Source organism: Serratia proteamaculans, assembly GCF_008830365.1.
Taxonomy (GTDB): Bacteria; Pseudomonadota; Gammaproteobacteria; order Enterobacterales; family Enterobacteriaceae; genus Serratia; species Serratia proteamaculans.
The window spans coordinates 583,757-606,208 of record NZ_WBKI01000002.1; the positions used below are offsets into that span (position 1 = coordinate 583,757).

Annotated in this window: 25 protein-coding genes and 1 riboswitch; of the genes, 19 read left to right on the plus strand and 6 right to left on the minus strand. The window is 54.9% G+C overall.

Annotated features, from left to right (window positions below):
• Positions 1-10 precede the first annotated feature (10 nt).
• From rlpA to lipA, 5 genes are all read left to right on the plus strand, one after another.
• Positions 11-1,084 carry an endolytic peptidoglycan transglycosylase RlpA gene (gene rlpA / locus F8R23_RS11780; protein WP_112350032.1) on the plus strand — a complete coding sequence of 358 codons (1,074 nt, stop codon included), beginning with the start codon at positions 11-13 and terminating at the stop codon, positions 1,082-1,084.
• A gap of 178 nt (positions 1,085-1,262) precedes the next feature.
• Entirely contained in the window at positions 1,263-2,474 is a 1,212-nt protein-coding gene (gene dacA, locus F8R23_RS11785; protein WP_099065407.1) for a D-alanyl-D-alanine carboxypeptidase DacA, read from the plus strand.
• 111 nt (positions 2,475-2,585) lie between these two features.
• On the plus strand, positions 2,586-2,849 hold the full coding sequence (gene ybeD / locus F8R23_RS11790; RefSeq protein ID WP_009636895.1) for a DUF493 family protein YbeD: 264 nt from the start codon (positions 2,586-2,588) through the stop codon (positions 2,847-2,849).
• Positions 2,850-2,983: 134 nt separating this feature from the next.
• On the plus strand, positions 2,984-3,652 hold the full coding sequence (gene lipB, locus F8R23_RS11795; protein ID WP_165366372.1) for a lipoyl(octanoyl) transferase LipB: 669 nt from the start codon (positions 2,984-2,986) through the stop codon (positions 3,650-3,652).
• Positions 3,645-4,610 (plus strand): lipoyl synthase, encoded by a 966-nt coding sequence (gene lipA, locus F8R23_RS11800; RefSeq protein ID WP_062869912.1) that lies wholly within the window; start codon positions 3,645-3,647, stop codon positions 4,608-4,610. The genes lipB and lipA overlap by 8 nt, the downstream gene beginning before the upstream one ends.
• Positions 4,611-4,696: 86 nt before the next feature.
• On the opposite strand, the gene tatA is transcribed toward lipA, so the two are convergent.
• Positions 4,697-4,909, minus strand: coding sequence for a Sec-independent protein translocase subunit TatA (gene tatA, locus F8R23_RS11805; RefSeq protein ID WP_129935822.1), 213 nt, complete (start codon positions 4,907-4,909; stop codon positions 4,697-4,699).
• 219 nt (positions 4,910-5,128) lie between these two features.
• Between tatA and F8R23_RS11810 the strand changes: the two genes are divergently transcribed.
• The 4 genes from F8R23_RS11810 to F8R23_RS11825 all read left to right on the plus strand — a co-directional run bounded on the left by F8R23_RS11810 (position 5,129) and on the right by F8R23_RS11825 (position 8,902).
• Positions 5,129-6,190 (plus strand): diguanylate cyclase, encoded by a 1,062-nt coding sequence (locus tag F8R23_RS11810; protein ID WP_129935824.1) that lies wholly within the window; start codon positions 5,129-5,131, stop codon positions 6,188-6,190.
• A 96-nt stretch (positions 6,191-6,286) separates the two neighbouring features.
• Positions 6,287-6,349, plus strand: a riboswitch (Fluoride riboswitch).
• 76 nt (positions 6,350-6,425) lie between these two features.
• Positions 6,426-6,809 (plus strand): fluoride efflux transporter CrcB, encoded by a 384-nt coding sequence (gene crcB, locus F8R23_RS11815; RefSeq protein ID WP_099065404.1) that lies wholly within the window; start codon positions 6,426-6,428, stop codon positions 6,807-6,809.
• Positions 6,810-7,109: 300 nt separating this feature from the next.
• Entirely contained in the window at positions 7,110-7,706 is a 597-nt protein-coding gene (locus tag F8R23_RS11820) for a TetR/AcrR family transcriptional regulator (protein ID WP_112350029.1), read from the plus strand.
• A gap of 5 nt (positions 7,707-7,711) precedes the next feature.
• Positions 7,712-8,902, plus strand: coding sequence for a multidrug effflux MFS transporter (locus tag F8R23_RS11825; protein ID WP_129935826.1), 1,191 nt, complete (start codon positions 7,712-7,714; stop codon positions 8,900-8,902).
• Positions 8,903-8,969: 67 nt separating this feature from the next.
• Here F8R23_RS11825 and cspE read toward each other — a convergent pair whose 3' ends face one another.
• Positions 8,970-9,179, minus strand: a complete 210-nt coding sequence (gene cspE / locus F8R23_RS11830) for a transcription antiterminator/RNA stability regulator CspE (protein WP_002210315.1) — start codon at positions 9,177-9,179, stop codon at positions 8,970-8,972.
• A 346-nt stretch (positions 9,180-9,525) separates the two neighbouring features.
• Here cspE and F8R23_RS11840 point away from each other — a divergent pair, with 346 nt between their 5' ends.
• From F8R23_RS11840 to F8R23_RS11860, 5 genes are all read left to right on the plus strand, one after another.
• A complete protein-coding gene (locus F8R23_RS11840) occupies positions 9,526-10,689 on the plus strand; it encodes a M20 peptidase aminoacylase family protein (protein ID WP_151415653.1) in 1,164 nt (387 codons plus the stop codon).
• Between the two features lie 185 nt (positions 10,690-10,874).
• Positions 10,875-12,200, plus strand: a complete 1,326-nt coding sequence (locus tag F8R23_RS11845; RefSeq protein WP_170287988.1) for an LLM class flavin-dependent oxidoreductase — start codon at positions 10,875-10,877, stop codon at positions 12,198-12,200.
• Between the two features lie 92 nt (positions 12,201-12,292).
• Positions 12,293-12,820 (plus strand): GNAT family N-acetyltransferase, encoded by a 528-nt coding sequence (locus F8R23_RS11850; protein ID WP_129935832.1) that lies wholly within the window; start codon positions 12,293-12,295, stop codon positions 12,818-12,820.
• A 47-nt stretch (positions 12,821-12,867) separates the two neighbouring features.
• A complete protein-coding gene (locus F8R23_RS11855; RefSeq protein ID WP_112350023.1) occupies positions 12,868-13,755 on the plus strand; it encodes an amino acid ABC transporter permease in 888 nt (295 codons plus the stop codon).
• Between the two features lie 9 nt (positions 13,756-13,764).
• Complete coding sequence (locus F8R23_RS11860; protein WP_112350022.1) at positions 13,765-14,592, plus strand: amino acid ABC transporter ATP-binding protein; 828 nt, start codon at positions 13,765-13,767, stop codon at positions 14,590-14,592.
• Between the two features lie 31 nt (positions 14,593-14,623).
• On the opposite strand, the gene F8R23_RS11865 is transcribed toward F8R23_RS11860, so the two are convergent.
• Complete coding sequence (locus F8R23_RS11865) at positions 14,624-15,133, minus strand: VOC family protein (RefSeq protein ID WP_129935834.1); 510 nt, start codon at positions 15,131-15,133, stop codon at positions 14,624-14,626.
• Positions 15,134-15,299: 166 nt separating this feature from the next.
• Between F8R23_RS11865 and F8R23_RS11870 the strand changes: the two genes are divergently transcribed.
• Positions 15,300-15,779, plus strand: coding sequence for a cold-shock protein (locus F8R23_RS11870; RefSeq protein WP_017891897.1), 480 nt, complete (start codon positions 15,300-15,302; stop codon positions 15,777-15,779).
• Positions 15,780-15,995: 216 nt separating this feature from the next.
• Positions 15,996-16,157 carry a YnfU family zinc-binding protein gene (locus F8R23_RS24165; protein ID WP_165366374.1) on the plus strand — a complete coding sequence of 54 codons (162 nt, stop codon included), beginning with the start codon at positions 15,996-15,998 and terminating at the stop codon, positions 16,155-16,157.
• Between the two features lie 6 nt (positions 16,158-16,163).
• On the opposite strand, the gene F8R23_RS11875 is transcribed toward F8R23_RS24165, so the two are convergent.
• The 3 genes from F8R23_RS11875 to F8R23_RS11885 form a co-directional block, all read right to left on the minus strand.
• Positions 16,164-17,618, minus strand: a complete 1,455-nt coding sequence (locus F8R23_RS11875) for a GGDEF domain-containing protein (RefSeq protein ID WP_151415654.1) — start codon at positions 17,616-17,618, stop codon at positions 16,164-16,166.
• Between the two features lie 616 nt (positions 17,619-18,234).
• Entirely contained in the window at positions 18,235-18,786 is a 552-nt protein-coding gene (locus F8R23_RS11880; RefSeq protein WP_112350019.1) for a flavodoxin family protein, read from the minus strand.
• Between the two features lie 130 nt (positions 18,787-18,916).
• Complete coding sequence (locus tag F8R23_RS11885; protein ID WP_129938584.1) at positions 18,917-19,828, minus strand: LysR family transcriptional regulator; 912 nt, start codon at positions 19,826-19,828, stop codon at positions 18,917-18,919.
• 96 nt (positions 19,829-19,924) lie between these two features.
• Between F8R23_RS11885 and F8R23_RS11890 the strand changes: the two genes are divergently transcribed.
• From F8R23_RS11890 to F8R23_RS11895, 3 genes are all read left to right on the plus strand, one after another.
• Complete coding sequence (locus F8R23_RS11890; protein ID WP_129935840.1) at positions 19,925-20,986, plus strand: aldo/keto reductase; 1,062 nt, start codon at positions 19,925-19,927, stop codon at positions 20,984-20,986.
• Positions 20,987-21,301: 315 nt separating this feature from the next.
• The gene (locus F8R23_RS24280) at positions 21,302-21,463 is read left to right on the plus strand and encodes a YnfU family zinc-binding protein (RefSeq protein WP_218165635.1); all 162 of its coding nucleotides are present in this window, start codon (positions 21,302-21,304) and stop codon (positions 21,461-21,463) included.
• Positions 21,464-21,723: 260 nt separating this feature from the next.
• Positions 21,724-22,413, plus strand: a complete 690-nt coding sequence (locus F8R23_RS11895) for a VIT1/CCC1 transporter family protein (protein WP_129936115.1) — start codon at positions 21,724-21,726, stop codon at positions 22,411-22,413.
• The last annotated feature ends 39 nt before the right edge of the window (positions 22,414-22,452 follow it).

Here is a 22,452-nt window from a genome sequence, read left to right on the forward strand (position 1 = left end):
GGGGTGAGTAATGCGTAAGGAATGGCTTTGGGTCGGCGTCGTCGCGGTATTGCTTTCCGCCTGTACCGCCCCGACCACGGAACAGCAAGCACCACCGCAGCAGCCGTATAACGGGCCGGTGGTGGAAATCGGTGGCGTTGAGCCTCAATATGAACCCTATAACCCTAATAACATGCAGGATTATAAGGTTAATGGCGACACTTACCGCATCGTCAAAGATCCGCAGAACTTCTCACAGACCGGTCTGGCCAGTTCCTATGGTGAAGAAGCCCGGGGCAACACCACCGCGCTGGGGGAACAGTTCGATCCTAACGGCCTGACGGCCGCACACCCGACGTTGCCAATCCCTAGTTACGTGCGTGTGACCAACCTGGCCAACGGCCGCCAACTGGTGGTGCGGGTTAACGATCGCGGACCGTACACCCAGGGCCGCATTATCGATCTGTCGAAAGCCGTCGCCGACCGCCTCAACCTGTCCAACAACACCAAGGTCAAGGTTGATTTCATCAACGTGGCACCGGACGGTACTTTGAGCGGCCCAGGTACCATTGGAACGACCGTCGCCAAACAAAGCTATGCCCTGCCCGCACGCCCGGAACTCGGGGCCAGCAGCATGGGAACCCCGATGCAACAGGATGTTCCGGTTCCCAACGGTGCTGCAGTACACCCGATTGACAACAGCAGCCTGAACACCGGCGACAACGCCCCGGCCACCACTGCCGGCAATAGCCGTAGCGGTTTCCTGGGTGCGCCAAGCGCCGTCCCGGTCGGCGTACTGGAGGGCTCAGAACCTGAACCTGCCGTCATTGCCGCACCGGTTGCAGCGACCGCCGCCGTCGCCGCCAATGCTTCTACGGGTGGCAGCTATGTGGTGCAGGTTGGCGCATTGAGCAGTGCCGAACGCGCCCAAAGCTGGCAACAAAGCCTGAGCCAAAAGTTTGGCGTACCGGGCAAAGTCGCCGCCAACGGCAGCGTTTACCGCGTGCAGTTAGGCCCGTTCAGCAGCCGTCAGCAAGCTGCCGAACTTCAGCAGCGTTTGGCCAGCGAAGCGCAGCAACAATCTTTTGTCACTGCCGCACCTTAAAACAACTCTCCGGCAGGCGAACGCGGTTGATAAGCGTTCCTATAGCTGAAACATTTTCTTTCAGCTAAAGCCAATAAAGCGCGATTAGTCAGAGGATTGGCTAATGCCTGCCGGGATCTCATCTGTTATAGTGTGGCTCGTTTTTAATTTTACCCTCATGGATGTTGTAGTCTCGATCATGAAACAAGTAACCTCTTTCAGCTTAATCAAGAGCATAGCGCTCGGCACCGTTATCGCGATGAGTGCAACCTCCGTTGCGCATGCCGATGACGTTAATATCAAAACCATGATCCCAGGGGTACCGCAGATCGATGCGGAAGCCTACGTCCTGATTGATTACAACTCCGGTAAAGTTTTGGCGGAAATGAACGCCGACGCCCGCCGCGATCCTGCCAGCCTGACCAAAATGATGACCAGTTACGTCATCGGCCAGGCGCTGAAAGCAGGCAAGATCGGTCAGGAAGATCTGGTTACCGTGGGACAAGATGCCTGGGCAACCGGCAACCCGGTATTCAAGGGTTCTTCACTGATGTTCCTGAAGCCAGGCGACCGCGTGCCGGTCTCCAAGCTGACCCGCGGTATCAACCTGCAGTCCGGTAACGACGCCTGTGTGGCGATGGCCGACTATGTGGCCGGCAGCCAGGACGCCTTCGTTAACCTGATGAACACCTACGTCAGCAAGCTGGGCCTGCAGAACACCCACTTCCAGACGGTACATGGCCTGGATGCACAGGGTCAGTACAGCTCGGCGCGCGATATGGCGTTGATCGGCCAGGCGCTGATCCGCGACGTGCCGGACGAGTACGCGATTTATAAAGAAAAAGAATTCACCTTCAACAATATCCGCCAGATGAACCGTAACGGTCTGCTGTGGGATACCAGCCTGAACGTCGACGGTATCAAAACCGGTCATACCGATGCAGCAGGCTACAACCTGGTCGCATCTGCCACCGAAGGCCAGATGCGTCTGATCTCTGCGGTGCTGGGCGGTCGTACTTATAAAGGCCGTGAAACCGAGAGCAAGAAACTGCTGACCTGGGGCTTCCGCTTCTTCGAAACCGTTGCGCCCTTGAAAGTGGGCAAAGAGTTTGCGTCTGAGCCGGTATGGTTCGGCGATGCGGATCGCGTAGAACTGGGCGTAGACAAAGACGTTTACCTGACTATCCCACGCGGCCGGATGAAAGATCTCAAGGCCAGCTACGTGCTGAACACCCCGGAAATTCATGCGCCACTGGCAAAAAACCAGGTTGTCGGCAGCATCAACTTCCAGCTGGATGGCAAAACCATCGATCAGCGCCCACTGGTGGTGATGAACGAAGTGAAAGAAGGCGGTTTCTTCAGCCGTATCGTGGATTACATCAAACTGATGTTCCACCACTGGTTCGGTTAACAGTTGAAATGGGCGAAATCGCCCCCATATACTGATTAACATTAACTCCCGCTCCGGCGGGAGTTATAATTTATAGAATCGCTATATCGATAGCCGCACTCTGGAGCGCACATGAAAACTAAACTGAACGAACTGCTCGAATTCCCTTGCTCATTTACCTACAAAGTAATGGGCCTGGCACAACCCGAGCTGGTAGACCAGGTGGTTGAAGTGGTGCAGCGCCATGCTCCCGGGGATTACAACCCGCAGGTTAAACCTAGCAGCAAAGGCAATTACCACTCCGTGTCCATCACCATCACCGCCACCCATATCGACCAGGTGGAAACCTTATATGATGAGTTGGGTAACATTGAAATTGTCCGCATGGTGCTGTAATTCCAGCACAAACCCCTGCATTTCAGCCCGGGACAGAGCATTCTCTGCCCGGGTTGCGCATTTTTGGTCAGTGAAACGCTGGTCGCCGGCCAGAGCGCCCGGTATAATGGCGACACCACTTCTGTAACCTGACGATGACTCTTTTGCAACCAGACAAGATCATTTTGCGTCAGCTGGGGTTGCAGCCCTATGAGCCTGTATCCCAAGCCATGCACAACTTCACCGACCGCCGCACCGAAACCACGCCCGATGAGCTGTGGCTGGTTCAGCATCAGCCCGTGTTTACTCAGGGCCAGGCCGGGAAAGCGGAGCATCTGTTGATGCCGGGCGATATTCCGGTGATCCAGAGCGATCGCGGTGGCCAGGTGACCTATCACGGGCCGGGCCAGCAGGTGATGTATGTGATGGTCGATCTGAAACGCAACAAGGTTGGCGTTCGCCAACTGGTCACGGCTATCGAAGATACCGTTATTAATACCCTCGCCCACTTTCACATTGAATCGCGTGCCCGTCCGGATGCGCCCGGTGTTTATGTGGGGGAGCAAAAAATCTGTTCGTTGGGTTTGCGGATCCGTAAAGGCAGTTCATTCCACGGCCTGGCCCTGAATGTGGCCATGGATCTCACCCCCTTCCAGCGTATCAACCCTTGCGGTTACGCCGGTATGCAGATGGCGCAAGTCAGCGCGCTGGTGCCCAGTGTTGGCATAGAAGACGTACACCCAGTCCTGGTACAGGAATTTGTTCATTTACTCGGCTACCCGAAGGTCGAGCTTCGTAACTGGAACCTGCACGATTATGAGTAAACCAATTCAGATGGAACGCGGCGTCAAATACCGCGATGCAGACAAAATGGCGTTGATCCCGGTAAAAACGGTGGTCACAGAACGGCAGGAGCTGTTACGTAAACCCGAGTGGATGAAAATCAAACTCCCTGCCGACTCTACGCGTATTCAAGGCATTAAAGCCGCAATGCGTAAAAACGGTCTGCATTCGGTGTGTGAAGAAGCTTCCTGTCCGAACCTGTCTGAGTGCTTCAACCACGGTACCGCCACCTTTATGATCCTGGGCGCTATCTGTACCCGCCGCTGCCCGTTCTGCGACGTGGCCCACGGCCGCCCGGTGGCGCCAGATGCCAACGAGCCGGAAAAACTGGCTCAGACCATCGCCGATATGGGCCTGCGTTATGTGGTGATCACCTCGGTTGACCGCGACGATCTGCGCGACGGCGGTGCCCAGCACTTTGCCGACTGTATCGCGGCTATCCGCGTCAAGAACCCGACCATCAAGATTGAAACGCTGGTGCCAGACTTCCGCGGCCGTATGGATCGTGCACTGGAAATCCTGACCGAGACACCACCGGATGTGTTCAACCACAACCTGGAAAACGTACCGCGTGTTTACCGTCAGGTTCGCCCTGGCGCTAACTACGAGTGGTCATTGAAGCTGCTGGAGCGGTTTAAAGAAGCGCATCCGCACATTCCAACCAAGTCTGGCCTGATGGTTGGCCTGGGGGAAACCAATGCGGAAATCGTTGAAGTGATGCGCGATCTGCGTCGCCACGGCGTCACCATGTTGACCCTGGGTCAGTACTTGCAACCAAGCCGCCATCACCTGCCGGTACAGCGTTACGTCAGCCCGGCCGAATTCGATGAAATGAAAGAAGAAGCGATGGCGATGGGCTTCACCCATGCCGCCTGCGGCCCGTTTGTCCGTTCGTCCTACCATGCCGACCTGCAGGCAAAAGGGATGGAAGTGAAGTAATTATTTGTTACGTTTTCAACGACGGGAATGGCAAAAAACGGATGTCCATGCGGCATCCGTTTTTTATTGCCTGGCAGAAGACGAAATTAAACGTCTTTCTTTTCGACGCTCTGCGGGTTGGACTGACTTTCAGCCGTGGTGGTTGCCGCTGACGGAGTCGTGTCATCGCCCACTGCCTTTTTGAAGCCCTTCAGTGCAGCACCCAAATCAGCGCCCAAAGTACGCAGTTTGCTGGTACCGAACAGCAAAACGATCAACACCGCAATCACCAGAAGTTTGGTAATACTGATCCCTTCCATACTCACCTTCTTATTCATATAGCGCTGCGGACGCAGCGAGAAAACAAACCTTGCCTGAGGATATTTACCTACTTTCCCTGTGCCAAAACAACAGCAACATGTAACAGAGTGAGATCCTGCGCCAATAAGCAAGGTTAAATACGTCGCACGCGATTCAGACTATTCTGAGTTTTCCAACTGCATGGTACGCTGTCCCTCTGCTCATTATGGAGTTGCCGGATGTATACGCCATCAGTCATTGATACCAGACGTTCCGGCCTCAGCTTCGCCAGACGCACTTACCTGCCACGCATCGTCGGCCTGGGGGTCGGTTTTATCTGCGTGTTCTCGGTGCTCTCCTCACAGCAGACCGCCCCCTGGCTGTGGGGGCTGCTGATTTTCCACGGTTTTATCTGGCCGCACCTCGCCTACCAATTGGCACGCCGTTCCACCATGCCTTTTAAGGCTGAAATCCGTAACCTGCTGATCGATTCGTTTTTCGGTGGGCTGTGGGTGGCGACAATGGCCTTCAATGCCTTACCGTCGGTGGTCATCCTGTCGATGATGGGCATGAACAATATCGCTTCCGCCGGCAAATCTTTGTTCTTTAAAGGATTGATTGTTCAAGCCGTCAGCGCGCTGGCAATCAGCGCCCTGCTGAGTTTCCCTTTTCAGCCACAAAGCACGCCGCTGCAGATTTATCTATGTCTGCCCATGATCTATCTCTATCCGACCCTATTGGGGTTAGTGACCTACCGCACCGCCAAGCGCCTGGCGGAGAAAAAGCAGGAGTTGCTGCGTATCAGTATGCGTGATGGCCTGACCGGGCTGTACAACCGCCGCCATTGGGAACATTTGCTGCATCACCAATTTGACAGCTGTCGCCGCTATCAGCACAGCGCGACCCTGATCCTGATGGATATCGATCGCTTTAAAACCATCAACGACACCTTCGGCCATGCGCTGGGTGACGAGGCACTGGCGGTACTGGCGGAGGAGTTGCTAATCGGCCTGCGCGCCGTGGATATTGTCGGACGCTACGGCGGCGACGAGTTTGGTGCCGTGTTGCCGAATACCAGCGCCGAACAGGCCAGCATTGCGCTGTTGCGTATTCAGGAACGGCTAAACGACATTATTTTCCGCGAAGCGCCACAGCTAAAACTGAACATCAGCGCCGGCATTGCGGATTATCACGGCGATATGAACGGCTATCTGGACTGGTTAAAAGCCGCCGATAACGCGCTGTACCGGGCGAAGAACAACGGTCGCAACCGCCTGGAGCTGGCCGTGCCCGGCCACTGAGGCCAGGCGTGACAATTTCTGCTGTCTCGTCACTTTTGATACTACAAAACAGACTGCACCGGGTGTAAGATCCCGCCTGCGCGGTAAACAGCAGCGCCGATCGACGGAGATGACATTCCTCCATAACCGCCTTCACAGGCTGATGATGTCTACGTAACCTCTCAGAGAGGTGCGTAGCATTGCGCCTGAACCTTTCTGAGTTTGACTCCCTAATTAATGAAAGGCAGTTTCAACCATGTTGAGTTCTTTACTGGCAGTTTTTATTGGCGGCGGTTTGGGTAGCGTCCTTCGCTGGGCCATAAGCATGAAGATGAATCCGCTTAACGCGCACATCCCGCTGGGGACGCTGGCGGTGAATCTGCTGGGCGGTTTTATTATTGGTTTGGCTATCGCCATTTTCACCCGTATGACACACCTGGATCCCACCTGGAAGTTGCTGATCACCACCGGTTTCTGCGGCGGGTTGACCACCTTTTCCACCTTTTCTCTGGAGGTGGTGTATTTACTGCAGGATGGCCGCTTCGCCTGGGCGCTGACCAACATGCTGCTGAATCTGGCAGGCTCGCTGGCGATGACCCTGCTGGCGTTTATGCTGGTGGTCTGGATTAACGGGCAATAATTAATTTCGGCTTCTTAATGTTTCCTTAATCTGCACTGAGCATAATCTCATCCAGTATCCCCACTGGATGAGAACTCAGATGTTTAGCCTGCCGAAAACTGCCGCTGAAGTGACCGCCGCCCTGCTGTGCCTGCTGATTGTGGGTGCCTTCATCAAGGTTTACCTGTTCGCCTAAGTTCAGCCCCGCAAAACCCACCTTTACAGTTGCGCTCTTGCCTATTGCCACGGTTGCATTACAATTGAGAATGAACGTTCGCACCCAGAATGCGAACCGCATTTCATTTGGCAAAGGACCGGGGCATGATATCCACCAGCGACAGCAGGCAGGCCAAAGTACAGGCCCGCCGCGATCAGATCGTCGACGCCGCAAAACTCTGTTTTCGCCAGCACGGTTTTCACGCCGCCAGCATGGCGGAAATCGCACAGGGTTCTCAGCTTAGCGTTGGTCAGATCTACCGCTATTTCGATAACAAAGATGCGATTATCGAAGAGATCGTTAACCGCATCATCGCCAGTAAAATGCGGCGGCTGGAAGATCTTGGCGATCATATCAACCTGATCGCCGGCACCCTGGCGGCGCGCACCCTGTTTCAACAGCCCGGAGAAAGCGAAACCGACCATATGCTGATGCTGGAGGTCACCGCCGAAGCCACCCGTAACCCGACAGTGGCAAAAATGCTCAGCGATGCCGAAACTCGGTTATTCCACCATGTTTGCCAAAGCCTGCGGCGGATCTACCCGCACTTCAGCGAGCAGGAAATCGCTGCCAGAGTGGAGTTTATCGCCGTGTTAAGCGAAGGCACCGGTTATCGCATACTCACCACACAAAAAGCCGACGTCAGCCTGCTGAACGGCTTATACCAACAAGCTATCTCTCACCTGTTCAGGAAACCTTAATCCTCATGACCAAACAACTCGCCAGACAACGTCTGGTGTACGCGCTGGTGCTTGGCCTGCTCGCCTCACTGGGCCCGCTGTGCATCGATCTCTACCTGCCCGCCCTGCCGGAAATGGCCGGTGAGCTGAATACCTCTACTGCCACCGCTCAGCTCAGCCTGACTGCGGGCCTGCTCGGGCTGGGCGTCGGTCAGCTGATTTTCGGCCCCTACAGCGACAAGCTCGGCCGTATGCGCCCACTGCTGCTGTCACTGGCGCTGCTGCTGTTCGCCTCGCTGTGGTGCGCACTGGCGCCGAATATCGACCAATTACTGATCGCTCGCCTGTTGCAAGGGTTGGCCGGTGCCGGCGGTGCAGTTATTTCTCGTGCAATTGCCCGTGACCTTTATTCCGGACACGAACTGACGCGTTTCTTTGCTCTGCTGATGTTGGTCAACGGTCTGGCACCGATCATTGCACCGGTGCTGGGTGGCGCCATGTTGCAGTTTATGGACTGGCGTGGAATTTTCGGCGTGCTGGCGGCCATTGCGGTGTTGCTGTTTACTCTCGCCAGCCTGAAACTACACGAATCACTGCCCGCAGAACGCCGCAGCCAGGGCGGCATTCTGGCCATGCTGCGGTCATTGGGCGGGTTACTGACCCAGCGCCAGTTTATGGGCCTGTGCCTGACGCAAGGGTTTGTGATGGCCGGGATGTTCGCCTATATCGGCGCTTCTCCCTTTGTGCTGCAGCAGATTTATGGCCTCAGCCCGCAGATGTTCAGCCTGTGCTTCGCCATCAACGGCGTCGGGCTGATTATCTCAGCGCAGATCGCCAGCCGCCTGAGCATACATTTTGGCGAAAGGAAGGTACTGAAAGGGGGATTAACCCTGGCGGCGGTTTCTTCGCTGCTGCTGCTGCTGGCCGCCGGTCTGCACGCGCCGTTGGCGCTGTTGATGGTACCGCTGTTCTTCTCGGTGGCGGTGATCGGTATTGTCGGCCCTACCGCTTCGTCTTTGGCGATGCAAAGCCAGGGCGACAAAGCAGGTAGCGCCTCTGCACTAATTGGCGTGAGCATGTTTGCTCTAGGCGCCTGCAGCGTGCCGCTCACCGGCCTGGGAGGAACCTCCAGCGTGTCGATGGCACTGACCATTGTCGGCTGTTACGCCGTCGCCATTGCGCTGTTTAATCTGTTGGTACGCAAAACGCAGGCATAGAACGACGGTAAAAAAGGCAATAAAAAACCCGCTCAGTGAGCGGGTTTTAAGAATTTCGGCTGTAGCATTAGATAGCGATAACGTTAGCAGCAGATGGGCCTTTGGCACCGTTCGTGATTTCAAATTCTACACGCTGGCCTTCAGCAAGAGTTTTGAAACCATTGCTAGCGATGGCAGAGAAGTGAACGAAAACGTCCTTGCTACCATCTTCCGGAGTAATGAAGCCGAAGCCCTTGGATTCATTAAACCACTTAACGCTACCTTTAATCTTAGACATCAAACTTACCTTTAACGTGAATGAAAGACACAAAACGTGTGTCCAATACAGTACAGCAATTAGACGGGTTTTTGTCCACAACCTGGATCACATAAAAACGATAAAAAGTGAAAAAGTCCGCCGCCTCCGTTGTAAAGCGCTCACCCTCTGGGTCATCGGTCCCCCGGGCAGTCCAATCCTCTTTAAACCCCGGCGAACAGCGGTCGAACGCCTGTTTCATCTAGCGTCAACACGCATTGACGACGCGATGCAGACACAATCGCTATGAAATATAACCAGATAGTATTTTTGCTTCTGGCCGCCCTGCACTAGGGTTAGAACTTACTAACCACTGTGAGCCAAGACTATGACCAGCCAACTGGCCGAAAAAATCGTCGCCTACCGCCGTGAACTGCATCAGAACCCTGAGCTGTCCAACCACGAATTTGCCACTACCGCCCGCCTGACCCGCTGGCTGGAAGAGGCCGGTATCCGTATTCTGCCGCTGGGGCTGAAAACCGGCGTGGTGGCCGAAATCGGCAGTGGCAAAGGGCCGATCATTGCGTTGCGTGGGGATATTGATGCCCTGCCGATAGAAGAAATTTCCGGTGTGCCATTCACTTCGCAAAACAGCGGCGTGATGCACGCCTGCGGACATGACTTTCATACCTCGGTGATATTGGGGGCCGCGCATTTATTGAAAGCGCGTGAGGCCTCCCTGCCCGGCACGGTGCGTATATTCTTCCAGCCGGCGGAGGAAACCTTCAACGGTGCCCAGCACCTGATCGACGCCGGGGCGCTGGATAACGTGGCTGCTGTATTCGGTCTGCACAACGCGCCGGAACTGCCCACCGGTACTTTTGCCACCCGCGCCGGCGCGTTTTACGCCAACGTCGATCGCTTCCAAATTCTGATCACCGGCAAAGGTGCCCATGCCGCCAAGCCGGAGCAAGGGGTGGACACCATCGTCACCGCCAGCCAGATTGTCAACGCGTTGCAAACCCTGCCCAGCCGCAGCTTCAGTTCGCTGGAGTCGTTGGTGGTCAGTGTCACACGTATCGAGGGGGGGAATACCTGGAATGTCCTGCCACAGACCGTGGAGCTGGAAGGTACGGTACGTACCCATAGCGCTCAGGTCCGTCGCCAGGTGCCGGATAAAATCCGTCAGGTGATTAACGGCGTAGCCGCTTCGCTGGGCGCACAGGCAGAACTGCGCTGGCAGGCCGGCCCACCGGCGGTGGTCAACGACGCGCGCTGGGCAGCCTTCAGTAAAACCGTCGCCACCGAAGCCGGTTACCGGGTAGAAGAAGCTGAACTGCAGATGGGCGGAGAAGACTTTGCGCTTTATCTGCACCACGTACCGGGGGTGTTTGTCAGTATCGGCTCGGCGAGTGAGTTCGGCCTGCACCACCCGCGTTTCAACCCGGATGAACAGGCGATTTTCCCGGCCTCACAATATTTTGATCTGTTGGCAGAACGCACGCTGCAGCAATTAGCCACCGCCCCGGAAAAAGCCACCAGCAAGGCTTAAAAATCACCCGGCTATTATTTCGCGGCGCAGTGAATTCTGCGCTGCGCGTTATTATTTTCCCTTTGGTTATATTTGCTAATTTCAACATTTGAATATGCTGTTTTGTTGTTTTACATCCTGAGAGTGCTCGTCAATAGTGGGGCTCTAAAGATAGCGCCACACTGGCACTTAACAGGGTGAAAGCAATGAGCAATAGTGTGAAAGAACAACGACAATTGCGCCTTGGCGCCATTTTGCATGGCGCATCGGGAAATATGTCTGCCTGGCGACATCCGGATGCCACTGCCGATGCCAGTATTAATCTTGATTTTAATATTGCCACGGCAAAAAAAGCCGAACAGGGTAAACTGGATTTCGTGTTTGTTGCTGACGGCTTATATATCAATGAGAAATCCATTCCGCATTTTCTCAATCGTTTTGAACCGCTAACCCTGCTCGCCGCGCTATCCGCCGCCACCGATAAAATCGGGCTGGTGGGCACATTATCCACCTCATACAGCGATCCCTTTACCGTAGCGCGCCAGTTCGCCAGCCTCGATCACCTCAGCAAAGGTCGAGCCGGCTGGAACGTAGTGACCTCACCGCTGGAAGGCTCGGCAAAGAACTTCTCGCGTACCGAGCACCCGGAACACAGCCTGCGCTACCGCATTGCCAGCGAATACCTCGACGTCACCAAAGGGTTATGGGACTCGTGGGAAAGCGATGCCTTTGTACGCAACAAGAACAGCGGTGAGTTTTTCAGCGCCGGTAAACTGCATACCCTGAATCACCAGGGGGAGTTCTTCTCGGTACAGGGGCCACTGAATATTGGCCGTACGCCACAAGGGCGGCCTCTTCTGTTCCAGGCCGGCGCCTCGGAAGACGGTAAGCAGTTGGCGGCCAAACACGCCGACGCCATTTTCACCCACCATGAAAGCCAGCAACAGGCTCAGGCGTTTTATCAGGACGTCAAAAAACAGTTGGTGGAACAGGGCCGTGAGCCGGATGACCTGCGGATCTTCCAGGGCGTCAGTGTGATTGTCGGTGACGACAATGAAGACGTGGAACGTCAGTATTGGGAAACCGCACGCCTAGTCAGTATCGAAAACGCCCTCAACTACCTTGGCCGCTACTTTGAACACTATGACTTCGCCCGCCATCCGCTGGATGAGCCCTTCCCGGACGTCGGTGAACTGGGGCAAAACAGTTTCCGCAGCACCACCGACGCCATCAAGCGCAATGCCCGCGAACGCAATCTGACGCTGCGCGAAGTGGCGCTGGAAGCCGCCTCACCACGCCCGGTATTTGGGGGTACGCCGGAAGCGGTGGCAGACGGCCTGCAAAACTGGTTTGACACCCAGGCTGCCGACGGTTTCATCATCAGCGGCGGCACGCCAAATTCATTCGGCCACTTTGTCGATCGCGTGGTGCCGATCCTGCAACAGCGCGGCCTGTTCCGCAGCGATTACAGCGGTGAAACGCTGCGTGACCACCTGGGCCTCAAGCTGCCTGCCAATCAGTTCACTCAATAACAACAATAATTTCTCAGGGATATCCGCTATGCGAACAACCTTTAGCGTCCTGCCCAGCCAACGTAACGATCTGGGCGATTAGGAGCATACAGATGGCAAACGACGTTTTTATCCAAACGCTGCCAAGCGATCCGCTGGTCCAGCCGGTGATTGCAGGGCTATTCGGTGAATATCGCCAACGCTACGGCGACTATTTTGGTGACCAGGAACAGGAAGCGCTGGATTTGTACGCCCCGCCACAAGGCGCCTTTATCGTGCTGTTACGCGCCGGGGAGCCGATCGCCATGGGGGCCTTCAAACGCTACGATTTACAGACTGCCGAGCTGAAGCGCATCTGGACACGGACCGAGCTGCGTCGTCAGGGGCTGGCACAACGGGTATTACAGCAATTGGAAACGCTGGCGCAGGAACAGGGCTATCACCAACTCTATCTGACCACCGGCTTTCGTCAGCCGGAGGCGGTGGGGCTGTATTTGAGCAACGGCTACCAGCCACAGTTCGATCCCAGCGTCGACAGTGAAGTTTACAGTCATCCCCCTTACGATGGCCGGCTGCCATTTCGCAAAAGCCTGAAAACAGCGGGCGCACTCTGTTGTGCACCTGAAAGGAAGATTGCCTAGGGGCCTGTCCCCTTGTTAACCCCTTTATCTGTTTCAGGAGAATGGTCATGTCCAAACAAGAAGTATTAAAAGTGGTTCCCGCCCGCTACCCGCTGCGGCTGGTGGGCGCGTTGTTTTCGGTATTTATTCTGGCGGCGATAGTCCAGTCGGTGGCGGCCAACGAGCGCTGGGAATGGGGTGTCTTCGCCGAATGGTTCTTTGCGCCCGCAGTCCTGTCGGGGCTGGGGCAAACCCTGCTGCTGACGCTGCTCGGCACGCTGTTCAGTATTATCTTCGGTACGCTGCTGGCACTGGCGCGGCTATCGCGTTCTTACCTGCTGGCGTCGCTGGCATGGGGTTATATCTGGCTGTTCCGTTCGCTGCCGCTGATCCTGGTGCTGATCATTCTGTATAACTTCTCTTATCTGTACGACTCCATTTCACTGGGCATTCCCTTTACCTCACTGGTGTTCGCCAGCTATCCGACTATAGATATTCTCAGCCAGTTCTCGGTCGCGGTGCTGGGACTGACGTTGGTACAGTCGGCCTATACCGCAGAGATTATCCGTGGCGGCATTATCGGGGTCGAGTACGGTCAACATGAGGCGGCTGCAGCACTCGGGTTGCCGGGCTATCGCCGCACTTTCCGCATTATTTTGCCCCAGGCGCTGCGCTCGATCATTCCGACCGGCTTCAATGAAATTATCAGCCTGGCGAAGGGCACTTCGATTGTCTACGTGCTGGCGCTGCCGGAGCTGTTTTATACCATTCAGGTGATCTACAACCGCACCCAGCAGGTGATACCGCTGCTGATGGTCGCCACCGTCTGGTACCTGTTCATCACCACCGCGCTATCGGTCATTCAGTATTACATTGAGCGCTATTTCGCCCGGGGCGCAGTGCGCGAATTGCCACTCACGCCATGGCAGAAACTCGCCGGCTGGTTAAAACGTTAGGAGGATCCCATGTCCGAAGCCATTGATTATTATGCCCTGCGCGAAGCGGCGGTACACAGCATCGTGCCAGTACCGGCGCGCGGCCTGATTGAAATCAGCAACGTCAGCAAATTTTTCGGTAAGCACAAGGCGCTGGACGACGTCAGCCTGACGCTGCAACCGGGCACCGTCACGGTGATCCTCGGGCCTTCCGGTTCCGGCAAGTCCACCCTGTTGCGGGCCATTAACCACCTGGAGCGGGTCGATGAAGGCTTTATCCGCATCGACGGCGATTATGTCGGCTACCGGCGCAAAGGTGACAAGCTGTATGAGCTCAAAGAGAATGCCATTCTCAAGCAGCGTATCAACGTCGGCTATGTGTTCCAGAACTTCAATCTGTTCCCTCACCTGACGGTGCTGGAGAACATCATTGAAGCCCCGGTGGTGCATAAGATTTACTCGCGGGCCGAGGCTAAAGAGGTGGCTTATCAACTGCTCGATACCGTCGGCCTGCGCCACAAGGCAGACGCCTACCCACGTCATCTGTCCGGCGGCCAGCAGCAACGCATCGCCATTGCCCGTGCACTGGCGCTGAACCCGAAGGTGATTTTGTTTGATGAGCCGACCTCGGCGCTCGATCCAGAACTGGTCGGTGAAGTATTGGACGTGATTAAGGGGCTGGCAGATCTTGGCGTAACGCTGGTGGTGGTCACCCATGAAATTGGCTTTGCCCGTGAGGCAGCCGATCAGATTGTCTTTATGGTCGATGGGCAAATCGTCGAACAGGGCGATGCTCGTCGGGTGCTGAACCATCCGCAACACCCTCGCACCATCAACTTCCTCAATAAAGTGCTGTGACCGACGGGGCGCCAGCCTGCGCCCCGCTCCGTTAGACCAACGCGAACCGGCGTTTTTCGGCGGCAAAATCCAGCGGTTTGATGCCACGCTGATTGCGATCCTGCTCGGTCAGTAACGTCGACGGAATAAACCAGGTCACTTCAAACAGTAACCCATCCGGATCGTGGCCATAGATGCTTTTGTGCACGCCATGATCTTCTTCCAGCCCAAGAATGCCGCGCTGCGCCAACTGGTCGCGAATGCGCTCAAGTTCCTCCAGGCTGTCGACCTCCCAGGCCAAATGGTACAACCCGGCCGGCGGCTCGTTTTCCGCCGGTGGCTCACCGTTGGCGCGAAACACTCCGGCCCGTTGCTGCCCCAGGTTCTTGCTGAACAACGCCAAGTCGTGATCGTTATCCGAATCGGCCGCCTGGGTAAACACCGCTTTCTCGGGGCTGCCTGAGGGCTTGAGCTTAAATCCCAGTACCTGATGATAAAAATCCGCGCTCTGCTGTACATCGCTGACATACAGCACCGCATGGTTTAGCCGTTTAATGCCCATCGGTTGTCCCTTTCAGAAATGAATAAAGTCAGAAAGAAAATAGCATGTGGCGACAACCCTGCTAAATGCCGTAATCGCATTATCAAATGCCGGGCACGCAATCTGTCACTGCAAGGCATTCCGCGCTATCATATGCACTGTATTGAGCGACTTTATGAGAATGATGATGAACGGCAAGATAACGACTTTTTTTGAAGACAAAGGCTTCGGCTTTATTACCGATGAGAACGGGGAAAATCGTTATTTTCACGTGATTAAAGTACAGAACCCGGAGCTGATTAAGAAAAATGCAGCGGTGACTTTCGAACCGACCAACAACACCAAAGGCCCGTCGGCGTTTGCGGTCAAGGTTCTGGCGTCGAGCAAGTACATCATCATCGCCAACGAAAGAATCAAGATCACCAGCATTAAATCCTTCAACACCTTCACCAAAGAAGTGCCGGTGAAAGCGGACGTGGATAAAGAAAATACCGTGCTGTCGGTCGGCCTGTTGATGAACCGCATTCGCCCGCAGTCCGAAGAAGCGCCGCAAACCATGCAGACGCTGCGCATGCTGACCATCACCACCTTCCAGAACGACACCCATACCTTCTCGGAACACGAGATCGACATGGATGAAACGCTGAAAGTGCTGAAAAGCCTGTAATCACAACCACCGCCAGCTGCATATACCCTATGAATTTCGAGTTGTAGCTAGGCGACCAGCTAGCTCATCCCCAGACGCTTACTTGAGTAAGTAACTGGGGGGAGATAGTGCAGGTAACAACGCTGCAGCTTGAAAGGCGACGGGTATAAAACATTCTAAGCAATTTGATACCACCTGTGTTAGCGTGGGCTTTCACCTGACACAGGCCATTTTATTATGTCTGATACCAGCAGTGTTAAAGGCTTTATTAACCGCTCTACCAAAATCGCCTGCCCCAAATGCGCCTACGTCACCACCCAAAAATGCGCGACGCTGCGGCAAAATGTCATGCTGATCTGCCCAAACTGCGGCACCGAGTTTGAACCCAAGCAGAACTGAAGCCGCTTATTTGAACATGATGTGCCCGACGCTGTTGCCGCTCACCACGTTAAACGACTCCACCCGGTTACGCCCCTGCGACTTGGCGCGATAAAGCGCGATATCCGCCATATTCATCAGCTGTTCCCACGATTTCACTTCATTCATCGCCAGACTGGCGACGCCAACGCTGATGGTGATGGTGATGTTCAACAGTGCCTTACCGCCAGGGTGCAAATCGGCTTTTTGTACCAATTGACGTAAATGTTCTGCCAGTGCCACGCCCTGCGCCGCTAGCGCTCTTGGCAGAATAATCGCGAATTCCTCCCCCCCCAAACGGCCAAATAGCTGATCGTGACGTAACTCGCGCCGCACGATATGGGCGAATGAAGCCAACACCTGATCGCCCACCAGGTGGCCGTGGGTGTCGTTGATCTGTTTAAAATGGTCAATATCGATCAGCAGCAGCGACACCGCCTCTTTCGATTTATGCTTATGCTCCAGCAACTCGCCGGCCTTACGCGTCAGCGCGTTGCGCGCCAGTACGCCGGTCAGGAAGTCGTGATTGGCACTGTGCTCCAACCGCCGCAGCAGCTTACGGTTAACGGCAATTGAACTGGCAAGGATCAGTGGCCCCATTACCAGCATGGCGATCCCCAGGCGAGCCGACATCAGCGTATCAAGGAAGGCATTGTGGTTGTTCGGCGTTTCATACAGCATCAAATTGGCGGAAATACTGCTGATCTCGGTCATGCCGGTCAGCAGCGTCAACAAGGTCACCGTAAACAGTTGATAACGCACCGCGCACCACAGCAATGCCGGGATCGGGAAGGCAATCGCCCCCGGCCCACCGATATAGACACTAAACACCAGTGAAAACAACAGCGCCAGCAGCGGCATACTGGCACGCAGCTGCCAGTTGATCTGCATGCGCAACAGCTGTTTGAGACGCGGGGCAGCCAGCAATACCGGCAACAACAACAGGTTGGTCGAGAACTGTTCACTGAACCACGCCAGCCAGGCGATAACGGCCGTGTTGTTATACAGGCTTTCACTACGCAGTATCGATAAGGTCGACGCCACCGCCGCGCTGCTCAGGCTGGCTGTAAACATATAAAGGATCGTCTGGGGCTTGCCCATCCTGCGCTGCGACTTTGGCAGCAGCAACATCACGCCGTAACCGGTGGCAATCAGGGACATATTGCAGGCATTCAGCCACATCGCCAGCGACAGGCTCTCGCCGTTGGCTAAATCGGCAGCGATCATCCCAATATAGGTGATCAGCCAACCGGCCGGCGTAGCATAGGCGGGTTTACGTAATAGCAAACCGAGTAAAATCGCATTCACCGGCCAAAACAAGGAAAGTGATCCTATTGGCCGGGTAAAAATACCCAGTAGGGAAAGCAAAAATGCCAGCAGAAAAAGCGTAATCAACGGGATAGCAGCAGGCAAGCCATGTCTGTCGCTTATTCTGGCGTTCATCGTCTAACCCATTTATTTATAATAACCAGAGCAATTCTATGCATATTCCCTCGCCCGGCATGATGCGAATGACATGAAAACAAAAGCAGACTTAAAAAATACAGGCAGATCAGTCACAAAGATACATTCACGGCTATTTAACGGAATGTTCTTAACTCAAACCCTCACCCGCATCGTTTACTACGGAACGAATTTTCATCCCTCCGGAAATAATGTTCAAAGATATCTATCAGCATAGCCTAAACCATCGTTAATCAGCACACCGCAAAAACCATAATAATAAAAAGGGTATTTTGCTTGTCGCACAAACTATTCTGTTAGCTATTATTTTCCAGCAAGATACTCCCAACAGCAATTAAAAATGAAAATATAAAAAAGCCCGCACAGTGCGGGCTCGCCTGAAGAGCAGCTAATTGACAGTTACGACACAGCCATTTCATGCCTGTGCTGCTGCTCATTGTATCGCCGGAAGCTTAAGCCCACCTTAGCAACAAAAAACCCGGTCTAGGAACCGGGAATATTTGTACGAAATGCAGTGTTAGCCCAAGCAGGCTAATAACATTCACCACTCTACGCTGCAATTGTGTAGAAAAAATGAGCGAAAGAGGAATGCTGATTAAGCCAGTTTGGCAGCAAAGCCCGCGACACGTTGGCCGTATAGGCTGGCAGTTTCCAAATCGCCAGACAACATTTCATCCACGCCGGCATCGGCAGGCGTCTGTACCAACAGCCCTACCGAGCCCCCCAGATTGTTGATATCGGTACGCTGCGCCGATTTGGTGTTCGCCGGCATCAGCCCCAGACTGACCCACAGGCCGCCATGCTGCGAGGCCAGGGTTTGCAGAGCGATCAGCGTGACCTGCTTATCGCCGTTCAGGCTGGCACTGTTGGTAAACCCACCGAAAACCTTGTCCTGCCATTTACGGCTAAACCAGGCTTTCGAACTGGCATCGGCAAACTTTTTGAATTGCCAGGACGGACCGCCCATATAGGTCGGTGAGCCAAAGATGATGGCATCCGCCTCATCCAGTTTCTGCCAGGCTTCGTCGCTGATATTGCCTTCCTGATCGATAGCGATCAGTTCCGCTTCAGCGCCCTGAGCAACAACCTTTGCCAAACGCTCGGTGTGGCCGTAGCCGGAGTGAAAAATTACCACTGTCTTCGCCATAAGGAACTCCCTGATCGTTGCAGTAGGGTGCCCACGGCACCCGAGGATACTCTGATCCAATCTAATCAACTGGCCTTGGAGTGAATACCAAATTTATCTGACAGAGTTATTCAAAAAAACCGGGCGCCGATCATGCGCCCATTGCCTGCGGACCCTGCAGCCGGGCGAAATCAATAAACGCGCGCAGCGGCCGCGGCATTTGCCGGTTGGCGGGGTAATAGAGATAGAAACCGGGAAACGGTGGCGTCCAGGCCGCCAGCAGCAGCAGCAAACGGCCGTCGCTCAGTGCATCTGCCACCTGATTCTCAAACAAATAGGCAATCCCCAGCCCATCCGTGGCGGCACGCACCAACACCTGCGGCTCGTTCACAATTAGCGGGCCCTCCACCGTGATCTCCTGTTTTTCGCCACCGCGCTCGAATTCCCAACGATAAAGACTGCCGTTGGTTGGCCAGCGAGTATTCAGGCAACGGTGCTGACGGAGTGCATCGGGAGTTTGCGGCGAACCATAACGCGCCAAATAGGCTGGCGAGGCAACCACGCACATTCGTTGCTCGCCCCCCAGTGCGACGGCCACCATATCCTTCTCCAGTCGCTCATGCAGCCGCACACCCGCGTCAAAACCCGCTGCCACCATATCCACCAGCCGATCTTCCACACTCAGATCCACCACAATATCGGGATAATGTGCATTGAACGGGGCCAACAGCGGAGCCAAATAATGGATTGCCGCCAGACCGGAGGCATTAAGCCGTAGGGTGCCCGCCGGCTGCAAACGCAGCGCGGCGGTCTGCGTCACAGCGGCCTCAATCTCCGCCATCGCCGGTGACAGACGCGCCAACAACAACTTCCCCGCTTGGGTCAGCGCGACACTTCGCGTGGTGCGATTCAGCAGGCGCACGCCCAGCCGGGTCTCCAGATTGCGCTGCGTCTGGCTAAGCGCAGAGGCGGACATGCCCAATTGCGCTGCAGCACGGGTAAAACTGCCATGTTCAACAATGGCGGCAAAAGCGCGCAATTCCGCAAAGTCACTTCCTCTCATTATGCCTCCATTACTTAATAATTCATGAAGATTATAACGTATTCATTACACTCCCGGTGGGGCCTATGCTTGAACAAAACTACAGAGGAAATACCCATGCTGACATCACTGGCCCTGAACCATTACCGCCTGCTGGGCCGCTCTGGCCTGCGCGTTTCGCCGCTGGCGCTCGGCACCATGACCTTCGGCACCGATTGGGGCTGGGGCGCGGAACAGGCGGAAGCTCGTCGGCTGTTCGACGTTTATATAGAACGTGGCGGCAATTTTATTGATACCGCCAACCGCTATACCGAAGGCAGTTCCGAACGATTTATTGGAGAATTTGCCACCGGACGCCGCGACCGTCTGGTGATCGCCACCAAATATACGCTCCCCATGCAGCCCGATAATCCAAATTCTGGCGGCAACCACCGTAAAAGCATGGTGCGCTCAGTGGAGGAAAGCCTGCGACGTCTGAATACCGATTATATCGACCTGCTGTATCTGCACGCCTGGGACGCCACCACCCCGGCGGAGGAGATCATGCGCGCCATGGACGATCTGGTGCGTGCCGGCAAAGTGTTATATCTGGCCGTTTCGGATCTGCCCGCCTGGCAGGCCGCCAGAATGCAGACGCTGGCGGATTTGCGCGGTTGGTCGCCGTTGATTGGCCTGCAGATTGAATACAGCCTGTTGGAACGTACCGTAGAGCGCGAATTGATCCCGATGGCGCAAGAGCTGGGCCTTGGCGTCATTCCATGGTCACCGCTGTCCGGTGGCATATTGAGCGGAAAATACAGTCGGCAGGATTTGCAAGCGCAGGGGGAAGAGAGCGGCACCCGACGTGCCATGGTTCGCAACAAGGGGATGCTGACCGAGCGCAATATTACCATTGCCGAAACGGTATTGGCTCTGGCCAGGGAGGCGGGTTTTAGCCCTTCTCAAGTTGCCCTGGCCTGGACACTCCGCAACCCGGCAGTGACGGCCCCGATCATCGGTGCACGCACGCTGGCACAACTGGAAGATAACCTGGGGGCGCTGGAGGTCAGGCTGACAGAAGAGCAGTGGCAGCGTCTGGAAACGGCAAGCGCCATTGAACTGGGTTTCCCCCATGATTTTCTGGCGCTACAGGCTACACACGACATTATGTTTGGCGGTTTGACAATTGAGCGCAGATAAAAAAAATCCCGCACCAGGCGGGATAAACTTAACAGGGATGGGGTAATACACTACAGGGAATGGATAACACACAACATCATCGGGTAGGACTACACTACCAATCCCAATGTATAGAACTGTCATCCCTGAGTAAGTTTGCTCTGGCAGATGTAACGCCCGATGGAAATGTGACATTTTTACCCTATGCCCGCTTGCGCAGGCTGCACCACAATCCCCTCGCCGCGCTCACAAAAATGATTAATAAACAATCAATAAAGGGCTATTAAGGGTGCCGAATGCTAGAATGAAGTTCCCTACATCTACCCGGTGAAAGATATGTCTATCTTTGATGCCCTTAAGATGTTCAGCAGCACAACGGTAAAAGTCACTTGTCCAGAATGCGCTCACGCTTTTGAACAAAATAGCCGTAAAGTGCGTAAAAACATCACCCTGATTTGCCCCAAATGCGGCCACTATTTCCTTCCTGACGAAAAGTAGTGCCTCTGCCGTTAGTGCGAAAGCTGAGTGGTATAGTTGGCGTCATCCACTTATCTGGCGGGGTGAACCACAAATAGACGCAACTAAAACCCACCACCATTAAAAGTGCTGGAATTAATGCGACCACTCTTCAGGCATTAATCGTCCGAAAAACCGTGGCAGGCTAAACCAGAGTTTCCGAACTTTGCTTGCTGACCAACCCCCTGAGCCCAGCAAAACAGACCGGTTGAATCAGCAGGACGTAAAATGGGAGCGCCATGATGCACAGAGAACGACACAGTATAGAAAAGATAGGCTGGCTCAGAGCGGCTGTCCTTGGCGCGAACGATGGGATTGTTTCTACTGCAAGCTTACTGCTGGGAGTGGCATCCGCCAATGTCACCCACCAAAGTATTCTGTTGACCGGCATTGCCGGTTTGGTCGCGGGCGCAATGTCGATGGCAACCGGTGAATATGTCTCGGTGTCTTCCCAGTCAGACACCGAGAAAGCCGCTCTGGCAGAAGAACAGGCCGAGCTGGATGCCGACTTTCAGGGGGAATTCCGCGAGTTAACGTCAATTTATGTCCATCGTGGCCTGGACGTCGCGCTGGCGAAGCAAGTGGCAGAAAAACTGATGAGCCACGACGCTTTAGCCGCACACGCGCGTGAGGAGTTGGGCATATCGGAAATCACTACCGCCCGCCCCTTGCAGGCCGCGTTAACCTCAGCCATGAGTTTCTCGGTTGGGGCAATACTGCCTCTGTTGGTCGCCGCAATGGTCACGATCCAGTGGGCAATCCCCACCATTGCCCTTTCTGCATTGGTTTCTCTGGCCATTCTTGGCGGTATTGCCGCTAAAGCCGGCGGGGCCCCGATAGGCCCCGGCATTATTCGCATTACTTTCTGGAGCACCCTGGCAATGGGGGCTTCATCAGGCGTCGGGGCATTTTTTGGATCGATAGCCGGCTAAGATCAACAACTCTGTGAGGACACTCTGCACGTCATAAAC